Annotated in this window: 13 protein-coding genes and 2 tRNA genes; 13 read left to right on the forward strand and 2 right to left on the reverse strand. The window is 43.1% G+C overall.

What is annotated here, in order from left to right; translation table 11 throughout:
- The first annotated feature begins 3 nt into the window (after nucleotides 1–3).
- The 8 genes from moaA (at nucleotide 4) to modB (ending at nucleotide 5640) form a co-directional block, all read left to right on the forward strand.
- Nucleotides 4–1116, forward strand: coding sequence for a GTP 3',8-cyclase MoaA (gene moaA, locus HCZ91_RS06100; RefSeq protein WP_179798682.1), 1113 nt, complete (start codon nucleotides 4–6; stop codon nucleotides 1114–1116).
- A gap of 127 nt (nucleotides 1117–1243) precedes the next feature.
- A complete protein-coding gene (gene moaB, locus HCZ91_RS06105; protein WP_179798683.1) occupies nucleotides 1244–1774 on the forward strand; it encodes a molybdenum cofactor biosynthesis protein B in 531 nt (176 codons plus the stop codon).
- A 57-nt stretch (nucleotides 1775–1831) separates the two neighbouring features.
- Complete coding sequence (locus HCZ91_RS06110) at nucleotides 1832–2545, forward strand: molybdenum cofactor guanylyltransferase (RefSeq protein WP_179798684.1); 714 nt, start codon at nucleotides 1832–1834, stop codon at nucleotides 2543–2545.
- A gap of 30 nt (nucleotides 2546–2575) precedes the next feature.
- Nucleotides 2576–3082 (forward strand): cyclic pyranopterin monophosphate synthase MoaC, encoded by a 507-nt coding sequence (gene moaC / locus HCZ91_RS06115; protein WP_179798685.1) that lies wholly within the window; start codon nucleotides 2576–2578, stop codon nucleotides 3080–3082.
- A gap of 97 nt (nucleotides 3083–3179) precedes the next feature.
- On the forward strand, nucleotides 3180–3461 hold the full coding sequence (locus HCZ91_RS06120) for a MoaD/ThiS family protein (RefSeq protein ID WP_179798686.1): 282 nt from the start codon (nucleotides 3180–3182) through the stop codon (nucleotides 3459–3461).
- A 77-nt stretch (nucleotides 3462–3538) separates the two neighbouring features.
- Nucleotides 3539–4030, forward strand: a complete 492-nt coding sequence (locus HCZ91_RS06125; RefSeq protein WP_179798687.1) for a molybdenum cofactor biosynthesis protein MoaE — start codon at nucleotides 3539–3541, stop codon at nucleotides 4028–4030.
- Entirely contained in the window at nucleotides 4023–4892 is an 870-nt protein-coding gene (gene modA / locus HCZ91_RS06130; protein ID WP_179798688.1) for a molybdate ABC transporter substrate-binding protein, read from the forward strand. Before HCZ91_RS06125 ends, modA begins: the two co-directional genes overlap by 8 nt.
- Nucleotides 4893–4938: 46 nt before the next feature.
- Complete coding sequence (gene modB, locus HCZ91_RS06135) at nucleotides 4939–5640, forward strand: molybdate ABC transporter permease subunit (protein WP_179798689.1); 702 nt, start codon at nucleotides 4939–4941, stop codon at nucleotides 5638–5640.
- Nucleotides 5641–5797: 157 nt separating this feature from the next.
- Here the strand turns inward: modB and HCZ91_RS06140 are convergent.
- Both HCZ91_RS06140 and HCZ91_RS06145 read right to left on the reverse strand, forming a co-directional pair.
- Nucleotides 5798–5874 (reverse strand) — tRNA-Asp (locus HCZ91_RS06140).
- Nucleotides 5875–5911: 37 nt separating this feature from the next.
- Nucleotides 5912–5987 (reverse strand) — tRNA-Val (locus tag HCZ91_RS06145).
- A gap of 301 nt (nucleotides 5988–6288) precedes the next feature.
- Between HCZ91_RS06145 and HCZ91_RS06150 the strand changes: the two genes are divergently transcribed.
- From HCZ91_RS06150 to HCZ91_RS06170, 5 genes are all read left to right on the forward strand, one after another.
- A complete protein-coding gene (locus tag HCZ91_RS06150) occupies nucleotides 6289–7926 on the forward strand; it encodes a cardiolipin synthase (protein WP_179798690.1) in 1638 nt (545 codons plus the stop codon).
- A 119-nt stretch (nucleotides 7927–8045) separates the two neighbouring features.
- A complete protein-coding gene (locus HCZ91_RS06155; protein WP_179798691.1) occupies nucleotides 8046–9488 on the forward strand; it encodes a tetratricopeptide repeat protein in 1443 nt (480 codons plus the stop codon).
- A 132-nt stretch (nucleotides 9489–9620) separates the two neighbouring features.
- A complete protein-coding gene (locus HCZ91_RS06160; RefSeq protein ID WP_179798692.1) occupies nucleotides 9621–11177 on the forward strand; it encodes a 3-deoxy-D-manno-octulosonic acid transferase in 1557 nt (518 codons plus the stop codon).
- The gene (locus HCZ91_RS06165; protein WP_179798693.1) at nucleotides 11174–11896 is read left to right on the forward strand and encodes a 16S rRNA (uracil(1498)-N(3))-methyltransferase; all 723 of its coding nucleotides are present in this window, start codon (nucleotides 11174–11176) and stop codon (nucleotides 11894–11896) included. Before HCZ91_RS06160 ends, HCZ91_RS06165 begins: the two co-directional genes overlap by 4 nt.
- Nucleotides 11897–12160: 264 nt before the next feature.
- A complete protein-coding gene (locus HCZ91_RS06170) occupies nucleotides 12161–13285 on the forward strand; it encodes an extracellular solute-binding protein (protein ID WP_179798694.1) in 1125 nt (374 codons plus the stop codon).
- Nucleotides 13286–13381 lie beyond the last annotated feature (96 nt).

The following is a 13381-nucleotide window of genomic DNA, read 5'->3' on the forward strand; positions in this document are numbered from 1 at the left end:
CATATGATTGATGACAACATAGATGACAAACACAAAATAGACAGCCCGCAACTGTATTCACCGAGCTTGGCACCGGCATTATCTGATGGCTACATAGAGCCTTCCTTGGTCGTGCCCACTGAGCAGATGAGTGACTATCACCAACCGCTAACCGATGGGCTTGCACGGCGTCTGACTTACTTGCGTCTATCCATTACTGACTTTTGTAATTTTCGCTGTGAGTATTGCCTGCCAAATGGCTATCAAGGTAAGCGGCCTGATGATGAGCTGAGTATCTCTGAAATTGCAACTTTGGTGCGCGGCTTTGCTCAAGTAGGTACCAAAAAAGTTAGAATTACAGGTGGTGAGCCCTCTATTCGTCGTGATGTTGTCGAAATTATCGAAACGATTAAGCAAACTGACGGTATCGAGACGGTCGCGATGACCAGCAACGGTTATAAATTGGGTAAACATATAGCCAACTGGCAAGCTGCTGGACTTGATCAGCTCAATATCAGTATGGACAGTTTTGATGCCGCTACTTTTCATAAAATGACAGGCTTTGATACCTTGCCGCAGATATTGGCTGACATGGATACGTTGTTAGAAACGACTGATATCAAACTGAAAATAAATAGTGTCTTAATGGCAGAGACTGCTTTTGAGAACTTAGTCACGGCGATCGACTATGTCAAAGACAGACAAGTGACCTATCGCTTTATTGAATTTATGCAGACCAGTGACAATAGCGATTTGTTTTTTGCTCAGCATGCTCAGTCTGATATTATCACTGATTACTTGTTAGAAAATGGCTGGCAGCCGCACGAGCGCGGTAGTGCCGATGGTCCCGCAGTAGAGTATAGCCACCCTGAATATGTCGGTCGTATCGGTATGATTGCCCCATATGCGGCGCACTTCTGTGATACCTGTAACCGCTTGCGCGTAAGCAGCCAAGGCAAGGTGCATTTGTGTCTGTTTGACCAAGGCAACTACGATATCCGTCCATACCTACAGCAAGACGATATCCAAGGACTGGTGAACACTTTACATAGTTTTATGCCAATCAAGCCTGAGCATCATCATTTGCATGACTCTAACAGTGGCATCATGCACAATCTATCGATAATCGGCGGATAAAAAATCTTGAGTCTGCAATCATGACGCTGATAGAGACTGCTTTCCAATGCAATCATTTTTCAATATAGTTTTTTGATACAACCGTTTTTTAATACAATTATAAAATGACATCTATAAAGGATTATTTATGAGTAAGCCTGCTGCACAATTTACACCGCTTAATATTGCTGTATTGACCGTTTCTGATAGCCGTACGCTGGCAGAAGATACATCAGGTCAGTACTTAGTAGATAGCTTGACTGAAGCAGGGCATCATTTGGCAGATCGCCAACTAATCACCGACGATATTTACCAGATTCGCGCAGTCATCAGTGGTTGGATTGCTAGTCCAGACGTTCATGCGGTTATCACCACTGGCGGCACAGGGTTCTTCATCAGAGATAGCATGCCAGAAGCTGTGAGGGTGCTGTTTGATAAATCAATCGATGGTTTTGGTGAAATGTTCCGTTTAATCTCAAAAGATGAAATCGGTATGTCTACCGTACAATCGCGAGCAGTTGCTGGCATGGCCAATGGTACGGGTATATTCTGTCTACCAGGTTCTTCTGGTGCTTGCCGTACTGGTTGGGAAAATATCTTAAGAGATCAGTTTGATAGCCGTACTCGTCCGTGCAATTTTGTGCCGCATTTTTTGGCACAAAATCCTAGCCATGATTGAGTTGTAAATAATTGAGCCAAGATTGATATTAAATCAAAACTGATAGGTAATGGCACAATGACAGATCGCTCAAATAATCTGGATGGTTTGGCAGGTGTGGTTATCTTGGCAGGCGGAGCCTCTAGACGTATGGGAACGGCTAAGGCTATGCTGACACTACCGTCAGGTGAGCAGCTGTTAGATTATCATGTTCGCCATGCGAGTAAGTTACAAGTTCCTATATTGATTGCAGATAATGGTCGCGACTTTCAAACTGGTTTAGATGTCCATTTAGAAAGCCTCAATGTGCCTGTTATTCATATTGCTGATTATGGTGCTGATGTTGACTCTAGTGAGCATGATGAGCAGATTAAAACTGGCGGCGCTTTGGTCGCTATTGAATCAGCCTTACAAACATTGAACGGTTTGATCAGCTTGAATGATTCAGGCGTATCAAAAAACGTACAAGCTTCGTGGTTACTGGTTATTAGCTGTGATAGCTTAATACCAGCAACTGACTTGTGGCAGAAATTACAATGTGAAATAAGCCTTGCTGCTGATAAGAAAGTAATTTGCTTAAAAGATGACGGTCACTTATATCCACTATTAGGACTGTATCAGCTAAGTATCGAGCCTGATTTGAAAAACTATATAGATAGCGGACAGCGTAGGGTGATGCAGTTTATTCAGCCATTAGTGCAAGCTGTACCATTTAGCAAAGAGTGGCAAAATCTAACCAACTTTAATACGCCTAAAGATTTTAAGCAGGCATGTGCTGTTCTACCAAAATAATAAAAATATCACATAAGAAAGGTTATATAAATGAATGACAGCGTTCAGATAAATCAGCAATCTACTTTATCTCACTTGGATAGTGATGGTGATATTACCATGGTCGATGTCAGTGGCAAGACAGCAACGACGCGAGAAGCCAATGCCTCTGGGCAAGTTCGTTTTCCCAGTGAAATTTATACGCAGATTAAAGCGGCTGATGGGATGACCAAAAAAGGCAGCATCACACAAACGGCTCATATCGCTGGTATCATGGCGGCCAAACGTACTCATGATCTGATACCGCTTTGTCATCCACTACCGCTAGACAAGATAGGTTTGAGCTTTGAGTACAATGACGCGCTCAGCAGCCTCACGGTCAGTGCGGTGGTCAAGGTTACGCATAAGACAGGGGTGGAGATGGAGGCTCTAACAGCGGTTAGTGTTGCCTGCTTAACTATCTATGATATGACTAAAGCACTATCGCATGATATCGTTATAGACGATATTCATCTGGTCAAAAAGACAGGTGGTAAATCAGACTATAGTCATGCTTAAAGTGACAACATTGCAGAGTGTGTCGTCAATTAATTAATCAATCAATAAAAATATGCTAAGTGCCAAGCAAGGAAGCTTGCATAAGAGGGAGAGGTTTATGAGTGCTATCGATATGACAACTAATATCGAATCAACGATGAATATTAATGTCATGTATTTTGCCAGTTTGGCTGACGAGGCCAATTGTCAACAAGAGAGAGTAAGCTTACAGCAGGATACGTCATTGACTGAACTATACGAACAGCTTAGTCAAAAACATCGCTTTAGCCGTCCGCAGTCGGAGCTACGAGTCGCAGTGAATGACTACTTTGTTAAATGGACTGACCAGATAAATAATGGTGATAGCGTAGTTTTCATCACGCCAGTCGCTGGTGGTTAGACAAGCGTTTATTAGTGTCCATTTTGTCAGTAGCTATTCAGTGGTTACAAAGAGAAAATAATAAATAGAGAAGAAAAATGACCGACAACGTCCACGATCATTCAATGAGCATCAAACGTAGTGCTGACGAAGCTTACCTTATCGCTGAGCGTGATGGCTTTGCGCTACTAGATATTGCGATTGATGAAGATAGGCTAAAAAGTACGTTAGATAATGACAGCTGCGGCGCGTTTGTTTGTTTTGAAGGGCGAGTGCGCAACCATAATAATGCCGCGAGCGTTGATAGCCTTACCTATTATGGTTATGAGGATTTGGCTATCAATCAAGGCCGCACCATTATAGAAGAAGCCAAAAAGCGTTTTGAAATTACGCATGCTATTGCGATACATCGTATCGGTGCGTTAGAAATTGGCGATGTAGCTGTGTGGGTTGGGGTAGTGTCAGCGCATCGTTATCCAGCATTTGATGCTTGTCGCTGGATATTAGATACCATCAAAGCAGACATTCCTGTGTGGAAGCAAGAATACTACGAAGACGACTCGTCTAAATGGCTCAGCAATAATGGTTAAGTCATTAGTTACTGTCTGTGTATCTGCTTGTCTGCTATTATCACTAAATGCTTGTACGCAAGACAAAGACGCTAATACGACGCTTACTGATACTACTGAGCAATCTCATACATTGCGTATTGCTGCGGCTGCTAACTTATCTGATGTACTCCCTCATATCATTGATAGCTATCAGGCTGATAACAGCTCATCTGCCCAAAATATTTCAGGTATCTTAGATATTGAAGTTACTTATGCCTCTTCTGGTAAGTTATATGCGCAAATCAAAGCAGGGGCACCGTATGATATATTCTTGTCTGCCAATCAAGATTTTCCTGCTAAATTGGCTGATGAAAATTTAGTTAGTATTATTAACGAAGATAATAAGCTAACCAAGCCTTTTACGTATACCAGAGGTCAATTAGCACTCTATAGTGTCACCAAACCTTTAAGCGATTTTACGCCAACATCGCTGGGTGATGTGTTTACCAGTGCTGACTTTACTCAGGACAGCAAGGTAGCTATTGCGAACCCTGACCTTGCGCCTTATGGTGCGTCTGCCAAAGCCTATCTGCAATCACAAAATATGTACGATAAGTTAAATGCTCAAAAAAGCTTGATACAGTCAGAGAATATCGGTCAAGCGTTTCAATATGCGTATACGGGCAGTGTGGAGTATGGTTTTGTAGCACAGTCTCAGCTTGTTGCGATTAAAGCCAAGCCTGAGCAGTTTATTACCTTATTACCAACGTCTTATCCAACTATCTTACAAGATGGCATAATTATCAATAACACCGCCCCAGCAGCAGACTTCACCGACTACCTGCGCTCAAAAGCAGGACAGCAGCACTTCTTACAAGCAGGCTATCTGGCCGTCCAGTAATACGTTAGACTAACCCCTCTCATCATAGAACGAGCAGTGACATTATATGATCGACCAGTCTCTTATGTCAGATATGCTCAGTCCATTTTGGGTGAGCATCAAGCTCGCTTGTGTGACCACTTTATGTCTATTACTATTTGCAACGCCCATCGCTTATTGGTTGGCTAAGCCGAGCCGTATAAAAGCAATAGGACGTCTTAAGGTACTGCTCATGGGCATCATTGCGATGCCCCTAGTGCTACCACCTACCGTGATTGGTTTTTATCTACTGTTACTGCTCAGTCCTAGTGTGGGTATCGGTAAATGGTTGAGCGAACATAATATTAGCCCGCTGATTTTTACCTTTGAAGGTCTGGTCATTGGTTCTATTATTTACTCATTGCCTTTTTATATACAGCCTGTCTATGCACAGTTTTTGCGTATTCCGCAAAGTGTCACGGAAGTCGCTCATCTTTTAGAGCCCAATCGTATGCGACGGTTTATGAAAGTGGCTTTACCGCAAGCGCGGGTGGGTATTATTTTGGGTAGTTTAGTAAGCTTTGCTCATACCATTGGGGAGTTTGGGGTTGTACTGATGATAGGGGGTAGCATCTCAGGCGAAACTAAAGTGGTATCGATTGCTATATATGAGCAGGTAGAAGCGCTTAATTATGAGGCGGCGCATATGATGTCTGGTATTTTAATTATCATGGGTGTAGTGATGGTAGCGTTAATCGCTAGCGTAAGCCGAATAAGTCAACGTCCATAGCACTGGAACATTTGTATGCGGGTTAAGAAGTGTTAGGTAGCACAGTAGCTATATAAACAATGTCTAAGCAAAATACGCAGACACAAAAAAACCTCAAACAATCTAATGCTTGAGGCGAAACTTGCTTAAACTCGAAAGTTTAAATTCGTTTTAAATATGGCGCAGCGGACGGGACTCGAACCCGCGACCCCCGGCGTGACAGGCCGGTATTCTAACCAACTGAACTACCGCTGCTTAGGTCTCTTAGCTTGTTTAGCCACTTGCTAAGAAGTGGTGGGTGATGACGGATTCGAACCGCCGACATTCTGCGTGTAAGGCAGACGCTCTACCAACTGAGCTAATCACCCTTCGAACAATTGCTAGGCAATTTATTCAACATCAACTGAGCTCTTAAGTTTGTCACTAAGCTCCGTTGCTGTGGGTGTGTATTATATAGATTTACAGTTGGGTGTCAAATGTTATTTTAATATTTTTAGAAAATAATTATAAATCGCACTTGTAATCTATCAAAAATAGCACTCAAAGCCATGTATTATATAGCATTTCTAAAAGTACACTTATTATCATTACTTGTTGTTTAGAGGTGAAAAGCTACTATACTATGGATGCTTTGCTCGTTATGGATGCTTTATTCGTTGAACACGGTTGATGGAGGTCAATATAAACACTTTTGCTATTAAAGATACTTTTACTAGCTGGACCTGGGGAGACTTAGCGGGTCTAGGTCTGGTGCTGCATATTGTACTTATGATAGTAATGACGCTGCGAGTAGTTTCTGTGCAGCGCAATATTGGCGTGTCTATTGCGTGGGTTGCGGTGCTTTACACGTTGCCAGTATTTGGTTTTATTGCTTATATCCTGCTCGGTGAGCCGATGATTGGACGGCGCTATCGTGAACGCGTAGATCAAGCCAGCATCTTGATGAACGATATGGCAAGGCGTGAGCATCTGATTTTTGATAAAGGGCAAGACTTATTACCAACCAACTACCGCGGTGTTAGCCAAATAGGAACGCGTTGGACTGGGTTTGGTGTATTTCCCAATCATCAAATGCAGCTGTTGACGGATCCTGCTTCGATTTTTCAGCGTTTGATTGAAGATATCCATGCCGCCCAGCGTATTGTCCTCATGGAATTTTATATTGTCTATCCAAAAGGACAGGTGCTAGAAGTCATAGAGGCGCTGTCTGTAGCGGCTCAGCGCGGCGTAGAGTGTCATATATTGGCTGATAGTGTGGGCAGTTTTAGCTTTATTAATAGTAGCGTGCACCGCAAATTAGAAAAAGCAGGGGTTTATGTCCATCAGTCATTGCCAGTAGGGTTGTTTAAGACATTATTTAAACGTTCTGATTTGCGCAATCATCGTAAAATGGTGGTTATCGATGAACATATTGGCTATATCGGCAGCTTCAATCTGGTTGATCCAAGGTTTTTTAAGCAAAATAAAAACGTTGGTCAATGGATTGATGTGGCGCTACGAACGACTAGCCAGCACTCAATTAGTATCAATACAGCGATGGCCAAGGTAATTGTTACCGACATCGGTGCTGAAAGTAATGACAATCTTGCCGAGCTGCATCAACGGGTTAATAACTATACTCGTAAGTTATATGTGATGCATCCGACCATCAATGATCTAAATAGCCGCGTGAAGGTATTGGCGGATACGATTGATGATCATGAGCAGCCAGATATAGGCGCCACCTCGATTGTCGTACCAAAGATGCCTGTCGTGGACAAAGTCTTGGCGCAGCTAATACCTTCAGCACCGCAGCTAACGGCTCATGTGATTTACAATACGTTAGTTTCTGTGATTCATCGTGCCAATAAGCGCATTCGCATTACCACACCTTATTTTGTCCCTGATGAGTCCCTATCGGGTGCGCTGACGATAGCGGCTAAGCGCGGCGTTGATGTGACGATTATTGTTCCTGAAAAGGTGGATTCATTTTTGGTACAGCATGCTTCTCAGGCTTATTATCAAGAGTTGTTGGATGCTGGGGTAACGATTGCATTGTTTAGAGGTGGTTTGCTACACGCAAAAACAGTGGTTATCGATGATGATTACTGTTTATTTGGCACCGTCAATATTGATATGCGCAGCTTTTATCTAAATATGGAAGTCAGTTTGGCGATTTATACGCCAGAAATGGTTGCCCAAGTAGCGGACTGTCAGGAAGTCTATTTAGAAAACTGCCGAATCTTGGATAGTGATGAGTGGCAACAGCGTCATGGCTCAAAACGCTTGTTTGATAATGTCGTGCGCTTGTTCAGTCCTTTATTGTAGCACTCGGATTTTCAGGGTAAGGTAATCTACCAGTACCGTTCTATTATTTTAGTAGTATTAGCACTTTTATAGCCTATGCTTTTTTGGTTTATCTATCTGTAAAGAGGACTCGCCTGTCTATGTCTGCATCACCTTTAACGCCACTGGACTATATTGCAGAAGGCTATTGGCAAGATTTCTTAGCTGAGCGTCCTATTGCAGGTGGTATCGCCTACGAAACTGAGCTGCGCGCTTGTACGTTAGACGAGTCGCTTGAGAGTTTACAGCGTATCGATACGCTATTGTCCCAAGTGCGCCGAGATATGATCAAGAGTGGTATATGGGATGAGATGACGTTGCTGGTCGATGAACGCTATCGTAATTTTATGGTGTTTTTGGCGTTTTATGCAGGTCGTGTATTGGCACAGCAGTGGCAAAGCAAGTCACATTGGTATGGTCAGTTTGAGCTGCGTAAACGTTACCCTGAGCTAAAGTTGATCACTGATGATTTTTATCAGCATATGGCAGTCGGTTATGATAATGATAGCGTGGTTAAAGAGCACTTATTTTTTGCACTAGAGCCAATAGGGCTACGTCTGTTTGGTCATATTGATCGGCAGTTTGACGCAGTACAAGGCGGACAAGTAGAGAGTGGGTTGTATCAAGCGGTTAGCCTTAGACTACCAACTACTTTAAGCAACGATGTTCATTCAGTGCCTGAATTAACAGCGGATAAAGTAACAACGCATAAAGCAACCACTCATCAAGTCACTGAAAGCATCGTTCCGAGCGCAGATTTAAATACGCATATCGGTACTATCCAATTAAATGCTCCTCTTAACAAGCCAGAGGAAGTATCGATAGGAGCTGAGCATAACCAAGCAAACGTAGTGCCTCCTGAGTCTGAGAATTCAATAAAGCCTGAGCTGACTAAAGTAGCGCAACCAACGGCTAAGCCTGCGTCACCTGTAAAAAACACATCAACGCCAGAGATGTTTACGCAACTGCTCGTAGAGTTAGATGAGATAACGGTGCCACAACCAACTGGTGATGTGCAATATCAGCAAGCACGCAAAGTATTAGATCAGTTCGAGCAGCATATTGCCAAACAGAACAAATCTCGTCGCCAAGTTATATTTTCAGATGATCATATCGCAGCAAAAAACAAAGCGTTGCTATTACTACAAGCGGCTGCTGAAGATGGTAATACAGCGGCTATGTTACGTTTGGCCATGTATGAATTGTTAGGTGAAGGTTTGACAGCGGACAGTGACAATCAAAAAAAATCTGGCGTAGATTGGGTTAATCAAGCCGCCAGCAAAAACGACAGCCGTGCTCAGCGTCTACTCAGTAAAATGTATTATCAAGGAGTAGGGGTGTCTCAAGATATAGATAGCGGTAAATACTGGTTAGAGCAGGCAGCGGATAATGGTCATGCAGAAGCGGCCAATCTGGTCAAGCAATGGCAGCAAGCAGAAGTGCTGCTGACCACACAGAAGCAAGAGCAGCATAGCACCAAGCGTTATCAGCTGTTAATCGGCGCAATCATTGCAGTCGCTTTATTGATAATAGTCATTATCTAACCATCGTTATCTAATAACTATTTACTCAGTAACTTTTTAAAAGCTTATTGTTACAGCTTAAATTCAGGTAGAATTGGCGCGCTTTACCTTTACCCTTTTATTGTTTGATTCATAACTAATTTGGGCTGTTCCATGCCATCATCTAATACCCCGTCTGACCACTCTGCAAATCCAATTGGCCCTGTATCATCGCCTAATCGTGCGGTATATGAGACACCTTTATATTATCAGTCTCTTATTGGGCTGCTAAAGCCACTATATCGTCTGCAAGTATGGCGTCGATCTCATAAAAACGACAACTATCAGCAGGAAATTGATCAGCGTTTCGGTAAGCAGTATCCACCGCGTCCAGTGGTCAATGCTGATATCGATAAAGGGGTGATTTGGTGCCACGCAGTCTCATTAGGCGAAACCAATACGGTTGCGCCTTTACTGGATATGTTATTGGTTAATGGCTATCAGATATGGTTGACCAATACGACTCAGACAGGTTTTGCTCGTGGCGCTAGTCGTTTTGCAGAAAAGATAGCTCAGGGTCAGATGAGTCATAGTTATGTGCCAGTCGACAGCCCTGCTGTGATCGAGACTTTCTTAACGCATGTGCAGCCGATCGCTGCACTGTTTGTAGAAACAGAGCTATGGGCAAACATCTTGACCAAATTATCCCAGCACCGTATTCCAAGTATTCTAGTCAATGGTCGACTATCTGCTTCTTCTTTTCAGAGCTATCAAAAAATTGGTGCAGTCAGCGCCAGCATGATGAAAAATCTTTCTTTAATTATTGCGCAAGACAGTGACTCTGCTAAACGCTTTAGGCGACTAGGGGCTAGTAGCGCCCAAATTCGCGTAGCAGGCTCATTAAAGTGGGTAATCAATGCGTCCACAACTAATGACAAAGCGGTAGAAGATAACAGTATTCATAGTAAGAAAGCTGATCTGCGAGCAGAGTTTGGTATAGCAGATCGTCCTGTGTGGGTAGCTGCGAGTACTCATGATGGTGAAGAGGCAGCAGCGTTGTCATTGCAGCAGCAACTATTGTCTCAAACGACATTAGCAGATACGTTGCTTGTTATCGTTCCTAGGCATCCTGAGCGTTTTGATGCAGTAGCAGAACTCATTCAGAAAACTGGGTTAAATATGGCTCGGCGCAGTGATGGGGAGGCGATTGATGCAGATACGCAAGTCTATCTAGCAGATAGTATGGGTGAGATGATGACTTGGTATACAGTGGCAAATGTAGCGTTTGTGGGCGGCTCGCTGGTAGATATTGGTGGGCATAATCCAGTAGAGCCTGCAAGTGTGGCCACGCCTGTATTGATGGGGCGTCATACTCAGTCTTGCCAAAATGTGATAGATAAATTGGCTAGCGTAGGCGCTTTATATCAGCCAAATAATGACTTCTATCGTCCAATTGAGTCAAATAACTCAAGTAGTTCGGATGCACAGATAGTCATTGATGATCGGTTAAAGACTAATAAAAAATCCTCTCGTAAGAAAACAGTTTATAATCGTGAAGATGCTGTTAGCATTTATACGCAGCTGGAGACTTGGCTGTGCAATTTGCCATTGGCCGCGCAGGCTGGGCAAGCTGGCGAGCAAATGACGATACAGCAGCAAGCGGTATTGACCCGTCAATTTACTATGATTGAAGACGCAATCGAGCTGTCTTCTAACCAAGATAGCTTATGAACTGTATATTATTGCCCGCTAAAAACTTCTCAGTAGACACAGCGAACATCGATGCCTTGTCTCAAGTCAGCCATGTGACTAAAGTGCTGGGCGCAAAAGTCGGTGATACGCTTAAAATTGGCCAAATCGGCGGCAATCTTGGTACTGCTGTTATCGAAGATATTACCTCTAATAGCATTCAGTTAAGTAACGTTCAGCTCAATACTGTGCCGCCTGCCAAATTGGATCTGACTGTTATTTTGGCGTTACCACGTCCTAAGGTGCTACGGCGGTTGATCATGGATATGACGGCGCTTGGTGTACGCGATATCATTCTTATCAATAGCTACCGTACCCAAAAAAGCTATTGGCAAAGCCCAATGCTTGAGCGGATTGACGAGTTTGTATTAGAAGGTCTGCAACAAAGCATCGATACGATCGTTCCTAGTATTACGCTACAAAAACGTTTTAAGCCATTTGTCGAAGACTCACTTGGAAGCCTAATAAGCAGTCAAGCGATTGTCGCGCATCCTTATAGTCAGCAGTCCTTTTCTGAATTTTTACAACAGCAACCATCACGAGAGCTACCAAATCTAGTCTGTATAGGCGCTGAAGGTGGTTGGGTTGACTATGAGATAGAGCTGTTGTTAGCTCAAGGCTGCACGCCTGTACATATAGGTTCTCGTATCTTGCGCACGGAAGCTGCGGTCAATGCAATTCTAGGACAATGGCTGCTTTAGATGGATACTAAAACGCGTCGCTAGACCAAATTATTGAAAGAGCTGGTGAAAAATAGTTCTTAAAAATCAATGCTAAAGACTCATTAAAGGTATATTTACCAGTTAAACAAATGTATTGATAATTAATCTCACTTCCATTAGTATGTTGCTTTGACATATTATGGCCTGATTACTGCTAGCGTTTAGCCAGTCATCGTTATAATCACTGTTATTTTGTCTCACCATCCGTCTTACTTTTTTTACAGCATTACTATGGGGAAAACCATGTCATTGAACGCTATCAGCGCTAATCTAACCTCTACGAAGCTTATCCTACCTGCAGCCGTATTTGGCATGATGTTGGGTTTGGCAGGTTGTAGTAATTCTTCAACCACAGAAGAGAGCGTAGAAGTAGAGTCAACAGAAACAGGTGCTGAGCAGCAAGCAGCAACTGACGAAGCTACGACTGCTGATGGTCAGACAATTACTATCTACTCATCACGTAATGAGCAGCTGATTAAGCCATTGTTAGATCGCTATACTGAGCAAACAGGTGTAAAAGTTGAACTGGTTACAGACCAAACTGGGCCTTTGATGGCACGTCTAAAAGCTGAAGGTCAGAATACTCCTGCTGATATGCTATTGACCGTTGACGCTGGTAACTTATGGCAAGCTGCAGAGCAAGGCCTATTACAGCCAGTAACGTCTACTGTGTTAGAAGCCAACGTCCCTGCAAAATACCGTGATCCAAAAGGTCAATGGACAGGTCTGTCACTACGTGCACGTACTATCTTTTATGACCCAAGCAAAGTCACTGCTGACCAGCTATCTACTTATGCAGATTTAGCCGATCCAAAATGGAAAGGCAAATTATGCTTACGTACTTCTAAAAAGGTCTATAACCAATCGCTTGTCGCTAGCATGATGGAGCATTTGGGCGAAGAGAAGACCGAAGCAGTTATTAAAGGGTGGGTTGATAACCTAGCGACTGATGTGTTCAGTGACGACGTTGCGATGTTAGAAGCTATCGCTGCTGGTCAGTGTGAAGTAGGTATTGCCAATAGCTACTACTATGGTCGTCTATTGGACGAGAAACCAAACTTCCCTGTTAAAATATTCTGGGCAAACCAAGATACGACTGGTACGCACGTAAACATCTCAGGCGCTGGCGTGGTTGCAGGTTCAGACAATCCAGATGGTACGCTTAAACTGATAGAGTGGTTGTCATCTGATGAGGCACAAGGTCTTTATGCCAGCTCTGACAAAGAATTCCCAGTAAAAGTAGGTATCGATGAGTCAGACATGCTCAGATCATGGGGCGAGTTCAAAAAAGACGATATCAATGTACAGAAATTCGGTGAACTACAAACTCAAGCTATCCAAATGATGGATAAAGCGGGTTATAAATAAGGGGTCGCCAGTAATACTGATACCAATCTTAAAATCATAACTTTTAGGCAATAGCTTTTAAACAAAAGCTTTTACAGAATGTGTTCAAAGGTTAGC

This window comes from Psychrobacter sp. BI730, from assembly GCF_013414195.1.
Lineage (GTDB): Bacteria > Pseudomonadota > Gammaproteobacteria > Pseudomonadales > Moraxellaceae > Psychrobacter.

Excerpts from the sequence above, each read along its gene's own strand:
- moaA (WP_179798682.1), top strand. The coding sequence starts at position 4 with ATGATTGATGACAACATAGATGACAAACACAAAATAGACAGCCCGCAA.
- moaB (WP_179798683.1), top strand. The coding sequence starts at position 1,244 with ATGAGTAAGCCTGCTGCACAATTTACACCGCTTAATATTGCTGTATTG.
- HCZ91_RS06110 (WP_179798684.1), top strand. The coding sequence starts at position 1,832 with ATGACAGATCGCTCAAATAATCTGGATGGTTTGGCAGGTGTGGTTATC.
- moaC (WP_179798685.1), top strand. The coding sequence starts at position 2,576 with ATGAATGACAGCGTTCAGATAAATCAGCAATCTACTTTATCTCACTTG.
- HCZ91_RS06120 (WP_179798686.1), top strand. The coding sequence starts at position 3,180 with ATGAGTGCTATCGATATGACAACTAATATCGAATCAACGATGAATATT.
- HCZ91_RS06125 (WP_179798687.1), top strand. The coding sequence starts at position 3,539 with ATGACCGACAACGTCCACGATCATTCAATGAGCATCAAACGTAGTGCT.
- modA (WP_179798688.1), top strand. The coding sequence starts at position 4,023 with ATGGTTAAGTCATTAGTTACTGTCTGTGTATCTGCTTGTCTGCTATTA.
- modB (WP_179798689.1), top strand. The coding sequence starts at position 4,939 with ATGATCGACCAGTCTCTTATGTCAGATATGCTCAGTCCATTTTGGGTG.
- HCZ91_RS06150 (WP_179798690.1), top strand. The coding sequence starts at position 6,289 with ATGGAGGTCAATATAAACACTTTTGCTATTAAAGATACTTTTACTAGC.
- HCZ91_RS06155 (WP_179798691.1), top strand. The coding sequence starts at position 8,046 with ATGTCTGCATCACCTTTAACGCCACTGGACTATATTGCAGAAGGCTAT.
- HCZ91_RS06160 (WP_179798692.1), top strand. The coding sequence starts at position 9,621 with ATGCCATCATCTAATACCCCGTCTGACCACTCTGCAAATCCAATTGGC.
- HCZ91_RS06165 (WP_179798693.1), top strand. The coding sequence starts at position 11,174 with ATGAACTGTATATTATTGCCCGCTAAAAACTTCTCAGTAGACACAGCG.
- HCZ91_RS06170 (WP_179798694.1), top strand. The coding sequence starts at position 12,161 with ATGTCATTGAACGCTATCAGCGCTAATCTAACCTCTACGAAGCTTATC.